Annotated in this window: 14 protein-coding genes, 1 pseudogene and 1 riboswitch; of the genes and pseudogenes, 12 read left to right on the forward strand and 3 right to left on the reverse strand. The window is 52.3% G+C overall.

Going from position 1 to position 18,727, the window contains the following annotated elements; translation table 11 throughout:
* Window positions 1-133 precede the first annotated feature (133 nt).
* From ON16_RS16175 to ON16_RS12415, 3 genes and pseudogenes are all read left to right on the forward strand, one after another.
* Window positions 134-541, forward strand: a pseudogene (locus ON16_RS16175) (arsenate reductase ArsC); the annotation flags it as partial.
* Window positions 542-650: 109 nt separating this feature from the next.
* Window positions 651-755, forward strand: a riboswitch (NiCo riboswitch).
* Window positions 756-897: 142 nt separating this feature from the next.
* Entirely contained in the window at window positions 898-3,429 is a 2,532-nt protein-coding gene (locus ON16_RS12410; RefSeq protein WP_040663173.1) for a cation-translocating P-type ATPase, read from the forward strand.
* A 193-nt stretch (window positions 3,430-3,622) separates the two neighbouring features.
* A complete protein-coding gene (locus ON16_RS12415) occupies window positions 3,623-4,567 on the forward strand; it encodes a magnesium transporter CorA family protein (protein ID WP_040663175.1) in 945 nt (314 codons plus the stop codon).
* Window positions 4,568-4,729: 162 nt separating this feature from the next.
* Here ON16_RS12415 and ON16_RS12420 read toward each other — a convergent pair whose 3' ends face one another.
* Window positions 4,730-5,971, reverse strand: a complete 1,242-nt coding sequence (locus tag ON16_RS12420) for a peptidoglycan-binding protein (RefSeq protein ID WP_040663178.1) — start codon at window positions 5,969-5,971, stop codon at window positions 4,730-4,732.
* A gap of 340 nt (window positions 5,972-6,311) precedes the next feature.
* On the opposite strand from ON16_RS12420, the gene ON16_RS12425 reads away from it, so the two are divergent.
* Genes ON16_RS12425 through ON16_RS12435 form a run of 3 tightly spaced genes read left to right on the forward strand, consistent with a single transcriptional unit; the run spans window position 6,312 to window position 11,334 of the window.
* Entirely contained in the window at window positions 6,312-7,880 is a 1,569-nt protein-coding gene (locus tag ON16_RS12425; RefSeq protein ID WP_051131747.1) for a S8 family serine peptidase, read from the forward strand.
* A 2-nt stretch (window positions 7,881-7,882) separates the two neighbouring features.
* A complete protein-coding gene (locus tag ON16_RS12430; protein ID WP_051131748.1) occupies window positions 7,883-9,589 on the forward strand; it encodes a S8 family peptidase in 1,707 nt (568 codons plus the stop codon).
* A 38-nt stretch (window positions 9,590-9,627) separates the two neighbouring features.
* Window positions 9,628-11,334 (forward strand): S8 family peptidase, encoded by a 1,707-nt coding sequence (locus ON16_RS12435; protein WP_051131749.1) that lies wholly within the window; start codon window positions 9,628-9,630, stop codon window positions 11,332-11,334.
* A gap of 353 nt (window positions 11,335-11,687) precedes the next feature.
* Here the strand turns inward: ON16_RS12435 and ON16_RS12440 are convergent, their stop codons facing one another.
* Entirely contained in the window at window positions 11,688-11,930 is a 243-nt protein-coding gene (locus ON16_RS12440; protein WP_040663180.1) for a helix-turn-helix domain-containing protein, read from the reverse strand.
* A gap of 282 nt (window positions 11,931-12,212) precedes the next feature.
* Window positions 12,213-12,455 (reverse strand): helix-turn-helix domain-containing protein, encoded by a 243-nt coding sequence (locus ON16_RS12445; RefSeq protein ID WP_040663183.1) that lies wholly within the window; start codon window positions 12,453-12,455, stop codon window positions 12,213-12,215.
* A 111-nt stretch (window positions 12,456-12,566) separates the two neighbouring features.
* On the opposite strand from ON16_RS12445, the gene ON16_RS12450 reads away from it, so the two are divergent.
* The 6 genes from ON16_RS12450 (at window position 12,567) to ON16_RS12465 (ending at window position 18,383) form a co-directional block, all read left to right on the forward strand.
* Window positions 12,567-12,797 carry a hypothetical protein gene (locus ON16_RS12450; protein ID WP_040663186.1) on the forward strand — a complete coding sequence of 77 codons (231 nt, stop codon included), beginning with the start codon at window positions 12,567-12,569 and terminating at the stop codon, window positions 12,795-12,797.
* Window positions 12,798-13,063: 266 nt separating this feature from the next.
* Window positions 13,064-13,546, forward strand: coding sequence for a hypothetical protein (locus ON16_RS15670; RefSeq protein WP_144032128.1), 483 nt, complete (start codon window positions 13,064-13,066; stop codon window positions 13,544-13,546).
* Between the two features lie 24 nt (window positions 13,547-13,570).
* Entirely contained in the window at window positions 13,571-15,421 is a 1,851-nt protein-coding gene (locus ON16_RS12455) for a LuxR family transcriptional regulator (protein ID WP_144032129.1), read from the forward strand.
* Between the two features lie 10 nt (window positions 15,422-15,431).
* Window positions 15,432-15,734, forward strand: a complete 303-nt coding sequence (locus ON16_RS12460; RefSeq protein WP_040663188.1) for a hypothetical protein — start codon at window positions 15,432-15,434, stop codon at window positions 15,732-15,734.
* 13 nt (window positions 15,735-15,747) lie between these two features.
* Window positions 15,748-15,900, forward strand: a complete 153-nt coding sequence (locus ON16_RS15835; RefSeq protein ID WP_158441629.1) for a hypothetical protein — start codon at window positions 15,748-15,750, stop codon at window positions 15,898-15,900.
* Window positions 15,897-18,383 (forward strand): S-layer homology domain-containing protein, encoded by a 2,487-nt coding sequence (locus ON16_RS12465; protein WP_040663191.1) that lies wholly within the window; start codon window positions 15,897-15,899, stop codon window positions 18,381-18,383. Before ON16_RS15835 ends, ON16_RS12465 begins: the two co-directional genes overlap by 4 nt.
* Window positions 18,384-18,727: the final 344 nt, after the last annotated feature.

Raw genomic sequence — 18,727 nt, forward strand, 5'->3', positions numbered from 1 at the left:
TGGCTCTTTCCATCAATCCGACGGCTTGAGTCGCGCCCCGCACGGCAGCGGGAGAGATTCCGCCCCGTTCGTCAGTGACGCTGCGGCTGAACCGTACTGTCAAACAGATGGGGAGACGGGTCTATGCGGAAACCGCCCAAAGGTCGCCTTTGTCTGCGTCCACAACTCCTGCCGCAGCCAGATTGCCGAGGCGCTGGGCAAACACTTTGCAAACCATGTGTTTGAGAGCTATTCGGCGGGGACGGAAACCAAACCCGGAATCAATCAGGACGCGGTGCGGCTCATGAAGAGGCTCTATGGCATCGACATGGAGCGGACACAGCACAGCAAGCTGCTGGAGCGGCTGCCCGATGTTGACATGGTGGTGACCATGGGCTGCAATGTGGAGTGCCCTCTGCTGCCCTGCAAACACCGGGAGGACTGGGGGCTGGACGACCCCACCGGAAAGGACGATGCGGCATTTGCGCGCACCATCGCGGAAATTTTCTGCAAGATCGAAGATCTGCAAAAGCGAATCCAAGGCGGGCAATTGCTTTTATGAGTTCTGAACAGTGGCGCCAAGAGAATTTAGTTGACAATTCTCTTGGCGTCACATATAATGCTGAGTATTCTCTTTGCACTGCATTACATTCACAAGGAATGCGAGATCAACAGTACAAACTGAGCAGGCGATGAACCTTTTTGCAAAGGTCATGGGGCCGGGCCGCCCAGCGAGCGGCAGCAGTGTGCATCTTTTGCACATCTGTGGGACAGTAGTATGTTCCACGGGTGTGCTATTTTTATGTTTATAAATAAAATAGGAACGACTGCACACATGTGGATCGGTGACCCCGAAAAAATGAAGTGCCATAGGAGAAATCAAACGCTGCCGCAAGGCAGACAACGGGAGGTTCTTTTATGACAAACAGCAAGACTGACGCGGCGGGCCTTACCGCCGCCGAAGCAAAGCGCCTGCAAGAGCAATACGGCAAAAATGAGCTGACGCCGCGGAAGAAGGAATGCTTTTTCAAAAAAGTGCTCCATACCATCTGCGAGCCGATGTTTTTGCTGTTGATCGTCGCCGCGGTCATCTACTTTATTCTGGGGGAACCCCGGGACGGCGCGATTATGCTCATTTTCGTGGTGGGCGTCATCAGCATCGACGTGATTCAGGAGTGGAAAACCGACAAAACGCTCAATGCACTCAAGGACTTATCCGCGCCGCACATCTCCGTGATCCGCGACGGCGTGGAGCGGACGATTGCCAGTGCGGACCTTGTTCCCGGCGACCTGATGATGATCTGCGAGGGCGTCAAAATTCCGGCAGACGGCGTGATCGTCAAGTGCAGTGACTTGTGCGTGGACGAATCTTCCCTGACCGGAGAAGCGGAAGGCGTGTGGAAGGTCCCCGCAGAAAATGCGGAGCCGACCGACGACTATTGGCGGCGGGACTACTGCTATGCCGGAACGCTGGTTACGCAGGGAACGGCCACCGTGCTGGTGGACCGAATCGGCAGCAGCACGGAGTACGGAAAAATCGGCGCTCATGTGGCCGCCGCACCGGAGGAGCCGGCCCCCCTGCAAAGGCAGACGGAAAGCCTTGTAAGGCTGTGCGCCGGGATTGCCGCCCTTCTCTTTGCGCTGGTGGGCATCTTCACTTGGCTCAACATCCCGGACCACAGCTTCGGAGATCGGCTGATTGAAAGCGTCCTCTCCGGCGTCACGCTGGCGATGGCCATGATCCCCGAGGAGTTTCCGGTCATTCTCACGGTGTTTCTCTCCATGGGCGCGTGGCGGCTGGCAAAAAAGCAGTCGCTGGTCCGAAGACTCCCCAGCGTGGAAACGCTGGGCGCGGTGTCGGTTCTCTGCGTGGACAAAACCGGCACCATTACCATGAACCGTATGGCCGTGCAGGAGACTTGGGCGGCGGATGGCGACAGCCGCGCCCTGTGCGAGGTCATGGGCTTGGCCTGCGAAACCGAGGCGTATGACCCCATGGAACACGCCATGCTGGCGCATTGCGAGAGTCTCGGCCTGTCCGGGAACGACCTTTTTAGCGGTGAGCTGGTGCGGGAATACGCCTTTACCAGTGAGCTGAAGATGATGGGCCATATCTGGCGGCGGAACAATCGGCTGGTGATTGCCGCCAAAGGCTCCGCCGAGCGGATTTTAACCATCTGCGACCTGACGGAGGAAGAACGCGAAACGGCGGAGCGCAAGATCACCGAACTGGCCCAAGAGGGACTACGCGTGATCGCGGTCGCGGCGGGAAGTCCTGCCAGCGAAGCGGAGATCCCACCGCGGATTACAGACTGCCGCCTGCGGCTTTGTGGGCTGGTGGGTCTTGCCGACCCGCCCCGTGAAAGTGTCAAGTCGGATATCGCCGTATGCGGCAGGGCGGGCATTCGCGTGGTGATGATTACCGGGGACAACGGACTCACCGCCTCCGCCATCGCAAAAAAGATCGGAATGCCAAACAGCGACCGGATTCTCACCGGCGATATGCTCAGTGAAATGAGCGATGAGGAACTGCGGGAAAAGGTGAGGAACGTCAGCATTTTCTCCCGCGTCATCCCGGAACACAAAATGCGCATTGTGAAAGCGTTTAAGGACAACGGCGAAATTGTCGCCATGACTGGCGACGGTGTGAACGATGCGCCCGCCCTCAAATACGCCGACATCGGCATTGCCATGGGCAAGCGGGGCAGCGAGGTTTCCCGCGAGGCCGCAGACCTGATTTTGATGGATGACAACTTCACAACGATTGTGGAAACAGTGAAAGACGGCAGGCGCATTTATGACAACATTCGCAAGGCCGTGGGGTATGTGTTTACCATCCACATCCCCATTGCCTTTGCGTCTTTGCTTGCGCCGATTCTGGGCGTTGCGCCCGCAGCGCTGTTGCTGCTGCCTCTGCATGTGGTCCTGATGGAGCTGCTGATTGACCCCACCTGTTCCATTGTGCTGGAGCGCCAGCCCGCGGAGACGGATATTATGGACCGCAGGCCCCGCGATCCTGCGGCAAAGCTGCTGACAGCGGGCATCCTCGTAAAAAGCGTTTTGCAGGGGTTGAGCATCTTTGCCGCCTCCTTCGGCGCATATCTCATGATGCTGGATGGCAGCGCCGCCAATGCGCCCGCAGCCCGCTCCATGGGGCTTGCCATTATGATGCTGTCCAATCTCTTTTTGGTGCAGGTCAACAGCTCCGAACGCGATTTTGCCATTCAGTCGGTGAAGCGCTTGGCAAAGGACTGGGTCATGTGGGCGGTGACTTTTGGTACGCTGGCGATGCTGGGCGTCGTTTTGTACTCTCCGCTCAACGGACTTTTAAAACTGGCGCCCTTGTCTGCACCGCTGTTTTTTAAGGCGGTGGGGATTGCGGCGGCCGCCGTGTTTTGGTATGAACTGGTGAAACTCGTTAAAAAGCTGCGCCCGGATTCAGAGATGTGAAATTTTGACCACGGCACTCTCTGAGGACGCGCTTTCTATATAAAATAAGACTGCTGCGCAGCTGCGTCTGCTTTGAAAGGAAGGGATTATATGGACTCAGGCCCAAGTATAGAACACCCCTTATCAAAAAGAAAATATAGTTAAAACGACACAGTGTCCTTCCCAGACGCTGTGTCTGGAAAGGACATTTTAAATGACTCGTTACTATTTTACAGAGGATAATCAGCTGCGGGAAATATCCGCACCTCAGAGCGGATGCTGGATTTCTATGGTTGCACCGGACGAACAGGAGCTGCGGCAGCTTTCCGACCGGTATGATCTGGACATGGACACTCTGCTGGCGGCGCTGGATACCGACGAGCGTTCCCGCATCGAGATGGACGAAAATTATACCATGATCCTGGTGAACATTCCCACGTCGGAAGAGCAGAGCAAACGTGTGCTGTACAACACGATTCCCCTTGCCATTTTGATGGCGCAGGACGTTCTCATCACGGTTTGCAGCAAGGAAACACCGGTGATCCAAGCCTTTGCACAGGGAAAGGTTTCTAATTTCCACACCCAGATGAAATCGCGTTTTATACTCCAATTTCTGTATCAAATCGCCACCCAGTATTTGCAGTATCTGCGAACCGTGGACAAAAGAAGCGAAGCGGTGGAAGCGCAGCTTCACAAATCCACGCAGAACCGGGAACTGGTGGAACTGTTGAATTTGGAGAAAAGTCTGGTGTACTTCACAACCTCCCTCCGCTCCAACGAGGCGGTGCTGGAAAAGCTGCTGCGGACGGAACTCATCAAAAAGTATCCCGAGGACGCCGAGCTGCTGGAGGACGTTATCATCGAGAACAAGCAGGCCATTGAGATGGCGAATATTTACAGCGGGATTCTCAGTGGTATGATGGATGCGTTTGCGTCCGTCATCTCCAACAATCTGAATATCGTGATGAAGGTGCTGTCCATCATCACCATTGTAATGGCCATCCCCACCATGATTTTCAGTGCCTACGGAATGAACGTGAATATGGCGGGAATGCCGTTTGCGGAAAGCCCGTGGGGGTTTCCGATTATCATCGGCATGGCTGTGGTTCTGAGCGTTGTGGCAACGCTGATTTTCAGCAAGTGGAAAATGTTCCGATGAGACGGGCTGCGTAACGTTCTGCATACGAAAGCAAGAATAGCAGGGAGGGCCGGAAATCACCGGAACCTCCCTGCTGTCATTTATAATGGTTCTTCACCCAGAGGTTCCGCTCTGGGGCAAAAGAAGGCGCTGCGTATTGATTTAACGCAGCGCCTTCTCCTTTTAGTGCAGTTCGGCTAACTTCGAAATGCCCACGAAGATATTTGATATCTCGTACCACGTTTTAAAATCAACAGCGCCGGTCACAGGAAGATGGAAAATTTCCTGGAACTTCATGACGGCTTCCTGAGTCGTGCTGTCAAAGTCTGAGTTGCTCTTTGTTTTAGGAATGGCAGGGTAGTGAGTTGCAATTTTATTCAGTTGATTCTGAATGGTCAGCACAGCACTGCCGGTGCTCCCCAGCTGCAAAACATTGTTGTCATAGGAGCGGGGCACCCCGGCCACCTTTTCTGCCGCTGCCAGATAAATCTCTGGACCATAGTAGTGCTTTAAAATATCAATTGCCGCATACCCCTGTTCACCAAGAGATTGTGAGCCCCACTGGGAAAGCCCGGCGCACTGTGTGCGCTTTCCATCGCAGTATTGCGTAAAAAGCGGCTGATTGATATTTTCTCTTGTAATATAAGTGGTGAACAGGTCATCTACAAGAACAGATACCATTTCAAAGATATTTCGGCCGTATTGGAATGCCTGATCATAAGCAGTGGAGTTGGTGATTGTAAAGTTATAGCCCTTTCCACGATACCATTCCGTGTAGACGCGGTTGAGTGTGAAAGAAATAATGGCAAGGATATTTGCTTTGAGTGTTTCCGTTTCCCAAGTTGAATAGATTTCACAGCAGGCGACGTTTTTCACATAGTCTTTAAATGTCACCCAGACATTTTCGGCGTATGTGTCGGAAGGCGGTCCTTGATGGACGATAACAAATTCAGGGATAACAGGCTGATCCAACACAACCAGTCCGTTGCTTTCCGGAAGCGGTTTCACGTCGTCTTCCGGGATTTTCGGGGGGAAATCGCCCCATAATGTATGGGGGGCAATCAGTATATTTTTGACGTTAAATCCATTTTTTGTAGCCGTTTTAAGGCTGGCGTTTTGCAGAGCAATATTCTGCGGAAGAATCTGAACACCGCCGATGTGAAGCGTTTCAAAATCCTTGGCAAGGATTGTCATGTTATACGACGCATAGGGTTTTTCCTCGCTGCCTGGGGTGACGGAGTATTCCTCGGGTGGCGCAGGCAATTCAAAGACGGGCGTTTGGCCCGAAGAATCGGTGGGGAATTCGTCAACAACTTCGCCGGTTGATATATCTGATATACGAACTGTGGCTTCTGAAATCGGATATAGGTTATCCTTTGCGGACACGCTGACTTGCAGCTTGCCTTTGTCAGGGTACTGATTCATATTAAATCCGCCTTTCACATATAAGGTATCAACCCCTTATCTATTATATTTCAATATGGAGTGTTTGATTATGCCGATTAAGCATTATGTACCTCCAGCACCTCCTCCCCGTTATACGCCCAAGATTCATTCATGCCTGAAAGGCACAGGGCCTCAGTATATAAAACAGTATTTGTTTCTCTGCACATATATTCTTACGACAAATAATCAAGAACTTTGGATTTACCCGGTCAGAGTTGATCAATTTTTTGTTTATGCGTACATTTGGAAAAACGAAAGATGGACTTCAGGAAAAATGGCAATTAATGAAATTGACTGTATTTATTAAGGCGGAGCACTCATGAATGAATATATTATCAAGTACCACGGCATTTTGAATTTGGAAGGATACGACGTTGAACTGCTGAACGAAAGCTATGCTATCGTTACTACGGATGCAGCTGGTATAGAACAACTTTATCATCATATACAAATTGAGTATGTAGAACCCGCCAAGAAGTTGTTCTTGTCACGTTTGGACAGCATGGGCTATTCCTGCATCAATTCTGTGAAATCGAAGTCCGGCATGGGATTAAACGGGCGCGGGGTTGCGATTGGCGTCATCGACTCGGGAATTGACGTCACGCACCCTGATTTTTTGAATCCGGATGGAAAAACCAGAGTTGCATACTTTTGGGATATGGAAGGAATCGGAACGCCGCCGGTCGGCTTTCTTTTTGGCGCGGAATACGATGCGCAGCAAATTGATTCAGGCGCTATCCAAAATGGTGACACGGTGGGACATGGGACCGCAGTGTCGGGCATTGCGGCGGGAAATATGGGGATTGCATCCGGCGCGTCCATCATTGTGGTGAAATTAAATCTAAGAGAAGTGCGCTCCACAGACATTATGCGAGGAATTAAGTATGTCATTGACCGGGCGCAAAGCATGGAGATGCCTTGTGCGATCAACCTCAGCTTTGGAACGAACGACGGTTCACATACCGGGGACTCCTTGTTTGAAACATACATCAGTGATATGGCACGAAGATGGAAAAGCGTGATTGTTTGCGCGGCGGGGAATGAGGGATACAGCGGGCATCATTTTGAAGAAAAATTAGGCCCCGTGGAGGAGTTAAACGTAGACTTTGCAACTGCCGCCCACATTTCAAGAATGTATTTATCCCTTTGGAAAAATTTTGCCGACCGCGTATCGTATGAACTGATCGGTCCAAGTGGACGTTCTTCAGGGCGGCTGACCGAGGTGATGGGGAGACTCGACACCGTGCTGGACGGGGTTAGAGTTCGTTTGATTTATGGGCAGCCAAACCATTATTCTGATAGGCAGGAGGTTTATCTCCAGTTTGAGGCGATTAATGGCCCGATCCCAAATGGAATATGGACGCTACGCTGCTACGGGGAAGACATTGTAGAGGGTACGTTTAATGTCTGGCTGCCTAATATTGGAGCCGTAACAGAGCGGACGGCGTTTTTGGAGCCTTCCGTCTATTTAACAATGACCATCCCATCCACATCGGACAATGTCATCAGCGTGGGGGGATACCGTGGCAGCACGGGAACCATCAGCGCGTTTTCCGGCCGGGGTAATCATTTTGAAGGGTGCAAGGCGCAGCTTGACATTGTTGCGCCCGCAGAAAATATTTTTACAGCAAAGGCAGGCGGCGGTTATGATGCGTTCACAGGAACCAGCATGGCGGCGCCTTTTGTAACTGGTTCCGCAGCCCTGATGATGGAGTGGGGCATTGTGCGCGGAAATGACATTTTTTTATATGGAGAACGCATCAAAGCGTTTTTATGCCGAAATGCAGTGCGGAAGGAAAACGTAAAATATCCCAATCCGCTGTGGGGATATGGAGCGCTTAACTTATGCGAGACGATGGAGGATCTCATATATCTGATGCGGAGGTAGTCATGGAATACTCGCAGGAGCTTTTGGATTTTATTAATTCGCCGGATACGGTGGATTTTATTGCCAGAAAGAGCGGATACTTACTGGATTATCTTAAACACGATCCAAATGTCATCATCACGCAAACGCTGGTGGATCGTTATGTAATCGGCTACATTACACGCAGTCGCTTTGAATCGCTGGCCAGATTATTGGGGTCCGCTTTTATTAGCTCTGTGTCCATTGTACTTGGACTCCTCAACCGGGAGGCGCTTAACAAATCGGGGATTATACAAGTGCATAACCAGCCGTATTTAGGTCTGAAAGGCAGCAATGTATTGGTCGGCATTGTTGACACGGGAATCGACTTTACACAGCCTCCGTTTATATACGACGATGGTACCAGCAAAATTCAATATATTTACGATGAAACAGGCGTTGGAAACACACCTCGGGGGTTTACAGTGGGAACAGAATACACAAACGAGCAAATCAATGCCGCATTAAAATCGGATCGCCCTTTCGAGATCGTAAAGCAGCGGGATGAGTCCGGACACGGGACATTTAACGCTTCCGTGGCGGCGGGACGGCAGGTCGGCGACTTCATTGGCGCAGCGCCTGAAGCGGAAATTATTGCGGTTAAATTAAGAAAGGTTCGTCCCACTTATCGAGATTGGTTTTGCATAGCTAAAGATCAGGAGTTTGCATTCGAATCGAGCGCGGTCATGATTGGCGTTGAGTATATTATTACAAAAGCGCAGGAATTGGGCCGCCCGGTTGCAATTTGCATTGGGCTGGGGTCCAACTTTGGCGGCCACGATGGAAACAGCTTTCTGGAAGAATATCTTGCCTATGTCGCAAATCTCCGCGGAGTTTGTCTTTGCGTTGCGGCGGGGAATGAAAGCCAAGCACGGCATCATACGCAAGGAAAGCTGAACATGGCGGGCGAGACGCAAAACATTGACCTGAAGATTGGTGAACGGGCAGGTAATGTCTGCATTTCTATTTGGAACGCAGTTTCTGATCGGTTCTCTGTATCAATTCATTCGCCATCAGGCGAGTTGATACAGCGTGTACCTGCGCGAAACGGGCCGGAAACCTCGGCGGAGCTGCTGCTGGAATCCTCGACGGTGACAGTTCAATATTTCTTCCCGCTTGAACACAGCGGTGGACAACTGACAATGGTTCGCATTTTAAACGCCACACCGGGCATCTGGTCGATCACGGTTCATGGGGATATTGTGCTGGATGGGACATATCATGCGTGGCTCCCCATGACAGGGTTTGTAGCCGAAGGTGTGGAATTCTTGGCGCCCTCGCCATATTACACGATTACTGTGCCCGGAACGATGCTGGGGTCCATCTGCTGCGGCGCATACGACAGCGAAGATGACCGCCTGTATCTAAGATCTTCCTGGGGGCCGACGCTGGCTCCGACAATGGCCCCTGATTTGGTGGCTCCGGGCGTCAATATCAGCGGATATACGCCAAGCGGATTTGGAACAATGAGCGGAACAAGTTCGGCAACTGCGGTCACAACGGGAGCGTGCGCCTTGTTTCTTCAATGGGGAATCGTTCAAAAACATAATGTTGCGATCAGCACAAACCAAATTCGGGCATTTTTAATTCGGGGCTGTTCCAAGACGGAAGGAATTGAGTATCCCAATGTACAGTGGGGGTATGGAAAGTTAAATCTAATGCAATCGTTTAGTTTGATGAGAGAGCTTTAGCGTATATTGGCAGTTGGAAACAAGAATGGGAGGAGAGCATGGCTTTCACACAAGCAGAATTAGACTTTTTTAATTCGCCCGACTCGGTGGATTTTGTTACAAGGCAGAACTCATTTTTTATCGAATATGCAAAAAACGATCCCGGACTTGTCATAGCGCAAACCTTGTCCGGCGGCTATCTGCTCTGCTACATCAACAGGCATGAGATTGAATCGCTTGTCACGGTTTTGGGACCCGGTTTTGCAACCACAGAATCCATTGTATTGGGACCATTGATTGATGCACCGCTGGATGCATCAGGAATCACGCAGATTTACAATCAGCCCTATCTGGATCTTGATGGCCGGGATGTACTGGTTGGAATTGTGGACACCGGAATTGACTTTACGCAGCCCGCTTTTATACGGGATGACGGCACCAGTAAAATCAGATATTTGTATGACCAAACCGGAATTGGGAATGCACCGGAAGGATTTGCGATTGGAACGGAATATACAAACGCGCAAATTAATGAGGCGCTAAAATCGCCGAACCCGTACGATGTTGTGCCGCAGCGCGACACTTCGGGACACGGCACGTTTGTCGCGTCCATTGCCGCAGGACGTAAATTGGGTGATTTTGTTGGTGCGGCACGCGGCGCAGATATCATTGCGGTAAAACTGCCTCTGGCAAAACCGTTTTATTTAGACGCGTTTTTTGTGCCTCCGACACAGCAAAACGCTTTTTCATCCAGCTCAGTCATGGTTGGTGTGGAGTATATCTTGAAAAAAGCACATGAGTTAGAAAAACCTGTCGCCATATGTATTGGCCTTGGAACAAATTTTGGCGGGCATGATGGATTCAGCGTTTTTGCAGAGTATTTAGGCGGAGTTGCCAGCCAAAAGGGTGTGTGCCTGTGTACGGCCGCGGGAAATGAAAGCCAAGCCAGACACCATATGGAAGGCAAATTAAAGTCGGCGGGGGAAACCCAAAATGTTGATATTCGGGTGGGAGATGACGCCGGAGACGTTATGGTTTCTTTATGGAATACCATTTCGGATAGACTTTCGGTAGCGATACGGTCACCATCCGGAGAGTTGGTAAGCCGCATTGCAGCAAAGGCAGGTCCGTCGAAAGAAACAAAGCTGCTCTTGGAACGCTCTGTTGTAGTTGTGCGATACTTTTTACCGGTGGAGGTAAGCGGCGCACAACTTACGGTTGTTCAGATACGAAATGCCACGCCGGGGCTTTGGACAATTATTGTACATGGAGATATTGTTCTGGATGGGACGTTCCACTGCTGGCTTCCGCTTACAGGATTTGTGGACGAAAGCGTTGAATTTCTATCCGCATCGCCGTACTACACCATCACCTCTCCCGGCACAATGCTCCACTCCATTTGCTGTGGCGCGTATAATAGCTTCAATAATAGTCTTTACATCAACTCCTCTTGGGGGCCGACAAGAACCCCGATGATGGCGCCGGATTTAGTGGCGCCGGGAGTGAATGTGCTGGGCTATCTGCCGGGTGGGCCCAAGGTCATGAGCGGCACGAGTATAGCCACGGCAATTACAACCGGTGCTTGTGCGCTATTGCTGCAATGGGGAATCGTTGAAGAAAATGACGTAGCGTTGAGCACCTATCAGATTCGCGCCTATCTTATTCGGGGCTGTTCTCGAAGTGCGGCGATGAGTTATCCCAACACCCAGTGGGGCTATGGAAAACTGGACTTAATGCAGACGTTTCATTTGATGCGGGAGTTATAAGCCGCATAGGGAAAAAACGGGCAGATGAGCAAAAACCCACCCTTTACCGATTCCGGTAAAGGGTGGGTTCTGATTTGGCAACCATGATCCGGTAAACAAAAGGCGAGGTCTGCGTCCAGCGTCATGCCCCAACACAACAAATGCCGCGCAGCGCAAAATTCGGAGCGAAAGAATGTGCGCCAAAAAGCCGCCGGGGCGTTTCGCTCAAAAATCTCTACGCTAAGTCTCAGCCGAAAGAGCGCGCACAACTGTGATGACGGCCCTATCCGCATCCAACCGCCGCCTCAGCAGGGCCGACCTATGCCTTCACAAATTCCGTCAAAAAAATGCGTCTCCATTCGAGATGCATTTCATCACTTAACTTCCTGTTCTAAATTTTCAAACAGCGTGCTGTTAAAAAACTCCCGGACGCTGATCTCAAGGCCGTCACAAATCTTTTGAATAGAGACGACGCCCGGATTCTTGCTCTTTGCGTTCAGCATACTGTAAATGGTGGAGGGCGGCACACCACATAAATTTGCCAGACCATTGATTGCAATATTTCGCTGTGCACACAACTCCTTGATTCTCCGCGCAACGGCTTCTTTTGCGTTCATGCTTTCCCCCCGTCTTGATATATCGCAAATACATTGTAATAGTATTTGCGATATATCGTATGGGATGTATCCCAAATCAAAAGCCTGTGCTATAATGTATGGGATATATCCCATGGACGAAGGGATGACAATAAAAAAATCGATTGCTTTGCCGACCGCAATAATCCGCTGAAAGGGGGTGCGTTGAGCACTGGCCGAGGTGCGAAACAGGCCGAAAAATGCGGTTCAATTCCAGACGCATTTTAACAACCGGTTCCATTCTCGTTTTGAGATATGCAAGGATTATTGGATTTCTTGCTCCAGACCATGAAAAAGGTCTGAGCGGAAAAAGTCCTCAATGCCAATATCAAGCCCATCGCAGAGTTTTTTAATGGTAGAAACTGTAACGCTGTTGTTGCGCCCGCTGACAAGGTTATTTACAGTGGATTGTGTGACACCGCTCATGGAGCAGAGCTTATTAACGGACAAGTTTCGTTCCTCGCATAATTCTAAAATGCGCTCCTTTACAGCTTTCCCAATTGTCATGAGTCATCACCTCTTAAGAAACAGAGTATCCAATTTTGTTTGCAATGTTTAACCCTTTTGAGTTAAAATAACTCAAAAGGGTTAAATTAAAAATTAAAGGAGAGATAAAAAATGTACACAGAGAAAGACTTATTGCTCCAATCCGCCGCGCGGCTGTATACGCTGGGCGTGGATGTGGAGGGGGCGCGGGAGGAACTGCGGCAGCTGGTGGCGGAAAAGGTGCCCTATCACTCGCCTCAAATGCTCGCTGCCCTGAAAAACTTTGAGGAGTTAAACGCACAGTGGAAAAATCTTGAGTATGAATATTTAAAGCTGCGGTCGGAAACGGTAAAAAATAAATAGCGCATATTCAACGGATACCTTACGGAGCAGTTGTCGAAGCGAAGCAAAGCAGAGGCAATAGGAAGCCTTCGGTGCAAGGAATTCTCCAGTTCTAAACATCAATTTATTTGGAAATTAATTAAAAATATGGAAAATCATACTTTAGATGGACGACAGATTTTTTGCTTGCTGGTATACTGTTATAGAATTTAATTACAATGCTCTGCCGTGAGGTTTAGCAGGCGGCAAGACGGAAGAGTCCGACACTCCTGAAAGGAGACACCCAGATGCTGGAAAGCAAACCGACGATTGTCCCGGAGCTTTTGCGAGAGCGCTTTGCCCTCGCTTACAAGCACAACCGGGTGCTGTTATTTCATGCCCCTTGCGGCAGCGGAAAAACCGTGGTAGCACGGGAACTGCTAAAACGCTATAACACCTGCTTTCTGAGTGTGGCGGACGAGGATTTTTCACCGGATGCCATGGAGGAATGCTGCGAAGTGCTGGCGGTGGACGACCTGCATCTGATGGAGGACAGCGGAGACAAGGAGACGCTTTGCGAATTAATCCGCACCGAACGGGAGCGGCATTTCGTTCTTCTGACGCGGGGCGCAATTCCCGGCTGGCTCATGCCCTTTCAGTTTGCAGGGGTGATGGAGTCATTTGGATTAGAGGATTTGCTGCTGGACAAAGCCGCCGCAAAAGCGCTGGCGGAGGCCTACGGCGTATCCCTTACAGGTACGGAACTGAGCGCGATGCTCAGCGATACCTAGGGCTACCCGGTAGCGCTGGCCATTTTGCTGCGCCTACTGTCTGAACAGGGCAGTTACAGCGAAGCGGCTTTAAACGTTGGACGGCAGCAGCTATTCCTTTATTTTGACGAGATGGTCTATCGCCGGTTTGAAGTGCCGCTGAAACAGCTTTTAATCGAGGTTGCGCCTTTTGAAACCTTTGATGCGGAGTTGGCGCGGCTTTTAAGCGGCGACAGCCGCGCCGGGGAGCTGGTGGCCCGGCTTCAGGAAAGCACCTCCATGATGGAGCCCGGTGCGCCGGAACAACTGACCTTGCGCCCCATCTTTCGCTCATTCCTGCTCTGGAAGTTGGGACAGGAGCTGAACGCCGACGAGCAAAAGGCGCTGTTTTCCCGGGCGGGGCTTTACTATGAGCTGCGGGACGAAATGAAGAGAGCGCTGGATTGTTACGCCCGGGTGGGCGACCACCGCAGGATTTCCGAACTGCTGGTGAAAAACGCGGAGATGCACGTGGGTGTGGGGCAGTACTTGGAGATGGAGCAATACTACTTTGCCATGCCCAGAGAAGAAATCCTGCGTAGCCCCACGCTTATGGCGGGCATGAGTATGCTCTGCTCCCTCTTTATGGACTTTGACCGATCAGAACACTGGTATCAAGAACTGCAAAACTTTGCCGCCGGACGGAAAAAATCGGAACCGGAGTACAGAGACGCCAGAGGGCGGCTGGCTTATCTCGACATTGCGCTGCCCCAGCGAGGCAGTAAAGGACTCATTGAGATCATTGCCAGTGTGTTTCAGGTAATGGGCGACAAACAGCTCAAACTGCCTGCTTTTTCCGTCACCAGCACCCTGCCCAGCTTGATGAACGGCGGCAAGGATTTTTGTGAGTGGTCGAAAAAAGACGATATTCTTTACGCCACCATGCGAAAGCCTGTGGAGGGCATTTTAGGCCGGGACGGCGTTGGCCTTGCGGACTGCGCCATCTGCGAAAGTTACTTTGAAAAAGGCGAAGAGTACCAACCAAAGCTGCTGACGCTGCTTTCCAGATTATCCGATATTCAGCGATACGGTTCGCCGGACATTGAGTTTGCGGCGGTGGGCCTGCTCTCCCGGGCGCAGATGGCACAAGGGCAGGCGCAGATGGCCTTTGCGTCTGTGGAAAATCTGCGTGGCCGATTTGTGGAAACAGGCGAAACGCGGTTTCTCCCCAATATGGATGCGCTGCTGTGCCGCATCCGAATGCGGCAGGGGGACGCGGTTTTCCTTGACCGCTGGATGAAGGAGAAGGCGCCCAAGGACGATTTGCGTATTTGGGCGCTGCACCGGTACCTTTACTTAACCAAAGCCATGGTGCAGATCGCAAACGGTGCGTGCATCAACGCTTTGATGATTCTGGCGCGGCTGCTGCCCTATACGGAGAAATGCAACCGGATCATGGATCAAATCTACATCCACATTCTGTCGGCAGTCTGTCATTTCCGTATGGGGAACCAACAATGGAGAAAGGAACTGTCCCTCGTACTGGACTTGACCTGCGAGTATGGTTTTATCTGTCCCGTGGCCGAGTATGGCGCGGCGATTCTGCCCTTGCTCACCGCCTGCGATTGGAAAAAAGACGGTACGCATCTGGAAAAACTAATTGCCGCCACTCGGATACAGGCGGTGAATTATCCACTGTTCCTCAAGCCGGAGGTCAAACTGGCGGAGCCGCTGACGGCGGCGGAGCAGCAGGTATTAAAGCTTTTGTGCCACAACATGAGCAATCAGGAAATCTGCGACATCTTGGGCATCAAGCTGGCAACGGCAAAAACCCACGTGAGCCGCATTCTGCAAAAGTTGGGCGTCAACCGAAGAAGCGAGGCCAAGGAAGCGGCAGAGAAGCTGGAACTCATATGAGGAGGGCAGCATGGAAAAAACACTGTTTGTTGTTTTGAAGCCCGGTGCGGAGTTAACGGAAATGGACGGATGTGTTGGAATTCAGAGGGATGGAAAATCACGCTTTGCCCAGAATGAGGGACAGGCCGCTGCTCTGCGGGCGCTGGCAAGACAGCCGCAGACGCTTGCCGTCGTTTCCGCACTGCTGCGGGCACGGGATGGCCCGGAAAAGGAGGAATGGGAAATCGCCCTGACGACGGCGGCGTTTATTCTGGACTTTGGCGATTTTTTTGATACCTGCGGCACGGACCCACCCCCGGCGTGCAGCAGATAACGGAGGAGAGATTATGGAAAGAACGTTTACCCTGACCATCACCGGCACGGAGCACGGCGAATGGCAGGGGCGCTTGCAAAATGGATACGGCTCCGAGGAATCCTTTGCCTCCCTCTTGGAGTTACTCAAACAAATTAATCACGAATTGGAGAGAGAAACCACATGAAAAAACGACTGTTGAGCATTTTGCTGTGCGTGTGCATGGCGCTGACCCTGCTGCCGCTGCCTGCGGCGGCAATCGACCTTGTGAAGCCTGTGGGGGAGGGAACCTCCGTTTCCCCCTATCAAATTTCCAGCTCCTCAAACCTGCTCTTCCTCGCCGACGCTGTGAACCGAGGCGAGGAAGCCTACGTCTCCGCCTACTACAAGCAGACGGCGGACATTGACCTCTCCGGCGTGTCAAACTGGACGCCCATTGGCAAATATGATCCCTACAACCATCAATCCGACCGCCCCTTTTCGGGTACGTTTGACGGCGGCGGCAAAACCATCCGCAACCTGACCGACAATGCACCCGGTACAAACGGACAGGGCCTGTTTGGCTATGCGCGGGGAGCCTCTATCCGCAATCTCACCTTGGCGGATTGCGCTGTTTCCGGCAAGGGATTCGTCGGCGGGATTGTGGGGTCTGCTCCCCAAAGCACGATATCCGACTGCACGGTGAGCGGCACGGTTTCGGGAAGTAGTAGTGTCGGCGGCATTGCTGGCTCGATTCCTGGTGCCGAGGGCAAGGAGGGGAGCATTGTCAACTGCATCAACCGCGCTTCTGTCAGCGGGACAGGTAGTTATATTGCCGGCGTGGCGGGGCAGGTTGTTAATTTTGCCAAGATAGAAAACTGCCTCAACGAGGGAACGGTCACAGGTAATAATAATGTCGGCGGTGTGGCTGGTGGGATTACTGGAAGCACCGGCATTCTGCGCAATTGCTGCAATGTGGGAGCAGTGACAGGCTCTCGTTCGGTCGGCGGCGTGGCCGGCAGAAGCTATGCAGGCGGCGATGGGGATGACGGAAAAATTCAGAATTGCTACTCCCTCGCAAGCGCGGTGACAGCCGCCAACAGCCCGGTGGGTACGGACGCAAACCCCGAGAACAACAATCATTATGAGCCGGGCGACTATCTTGGCGCGCTGGTGGGGCAGAATATTGCTCTGAACCCCGTGATTGATAATGGAACACTGATCGGATATGAGATTATCGATTATTGTGTATTGACCGGCTGCGGCACATTTACCGCGGTGACCGGAAACATCACGCCGGTCAACGACTATGTGGGCGAGGTTGACCAGAAAACCTTCACCAATCTCTATGTCCCCAACGCCTCCACCACGCTGCTCAACGCCCTGAACGGCTGGGCGAGAAGCGCGGAGGGCAAAGCGGCGGGCGCAAAGTTCTGGGCGTTGGATAGCAGCGGCAATCCCGCCCCCACCCAGACGGCCGACCCCGCCAACAGCTCTGGTGGCGGTTCCGGCTCCGGCAGCACCGGGGGCAGCACGGTCAAGGTTCCCGCGTCCTCTGACGCGGGCAGCGCGGACATTTCCGCCACCGTTTCCGGAACTACGGCGAATGTAATCATTTCTGATGAGCAGGTAAACAAAATCGTCTCCGCTAGTAAGAACACCGGGATGATCTCCCTCAACCTGTCCGGCGTCAAAAATGCGGACAGTGCAAAGCTGACAGCTGGCACCGTTAAAACCATGGCTGAGAACAGCGGCACGGACGGCTTGGAGGTAAAGCTGCCCACCGGAACCGTGGCGCTGGACAAAACCGCCCTCGCCAGCGTCAGCATCGGTAAGGACGTTGCCGTTTCCGTCCAGAGCGTCAAGACCTCCGGCTTGACGGACGAACAGAAGAAAGCGCTGGGCGACAAGCTGGCTTCCGCCATCGTGGTGGACGTGAATATCCTTGCAAATGGCGCAAAGATCACTGATTTCGGTGGGGGCAAGCTCACGATTTCCGTTCCCTACACGCCCAAGGAGGGCGAGGATACCTCTAAACTTACCGTTTGGTACGTCAAAGACGACGGCACGATTGAGAATATGGGCGGACACTACGATGCAGTTAATAAGTGCTTCGTTTTTGAAACCACCCACCTTTCCAAGTATGCACTGCTGACTGATCCCAACCCGTTTACGGATGTAGCGGGAAATGCCTATTACTATAATGCAGTGCTTTGGGCTTTGGATAATCATGCGACCGGAGGTAAGACGGCCACTACCTTTGCGCCCAACGCGGTCTGCACCCGGGCGCAGGCGGTCACGTTCCTGTGGCGCGCTATGGGCAGCCCGGAGCCGACGAGCACGGTCAATCCTTTTACGGACGTGAAGCCCGACGCTTATTATTACAAGGCGGTCCTGTGGGCCGTGGAAAAGGGCGTGACCGGCGGCGTTTCCGCCACCGCGTTCAATCCGGGCGGCGTTTGCAGCCGCGCGCAGGTGGTCGCGTTCCTGTGGCGTGCGGCGGGCAAGCCTGTGGTGAACTACGCCATGAACTTTGCGGACGTTCCCACCGACAGCTATTACACCGAGGCGGCGCGTTGGGCGGTGTCCGAGGGCGTGACCGGCGGCACTTCCGCCACCGTGTTCAGCCCCGGCAACTCCTGCACCCGCGCCCAAATTGTTGCCTTCCTCTATCGAGCATTGGGGAAATAAGCGGCGGACGTACATAAAACCCTATATGCAGTCGGCGGGACGTTTTTGTCCCGCCGGCTGCTTTTTTATAATGAGGAATACTGTGTTTTGACGATTGGAGTTTCGCAGGAATTAGACCGGGCGATGGAACATGAGCGAATGGCGTGGATGCCTGCCGATTCTGCGATCTTGCGCCAGGTCTGCTCACAGTGGAAGGTGTAAATAATGGACGTACTTGGAGCAAATCGTGACTGTCTGGGTTTTGCTGCCGCCCAGCTTTGTCTTGCGTCGGGATGCTTGGATTCGCTCCATCAGCGTGTGCAGGACTCTGAAAATTCGGAAAGCCGCACGAACCAGAAGGACTG

Source organism: Oscillibacter ruminantium GH1 (genome assembly GCF_000307265.1).
GTDB classification, from domain to species: Bacteria; Bacillota; Clostridia; order Oscillospirales; family Oscillospiraceae; genus Oscillibacter; species Oscillibacter ruminantium.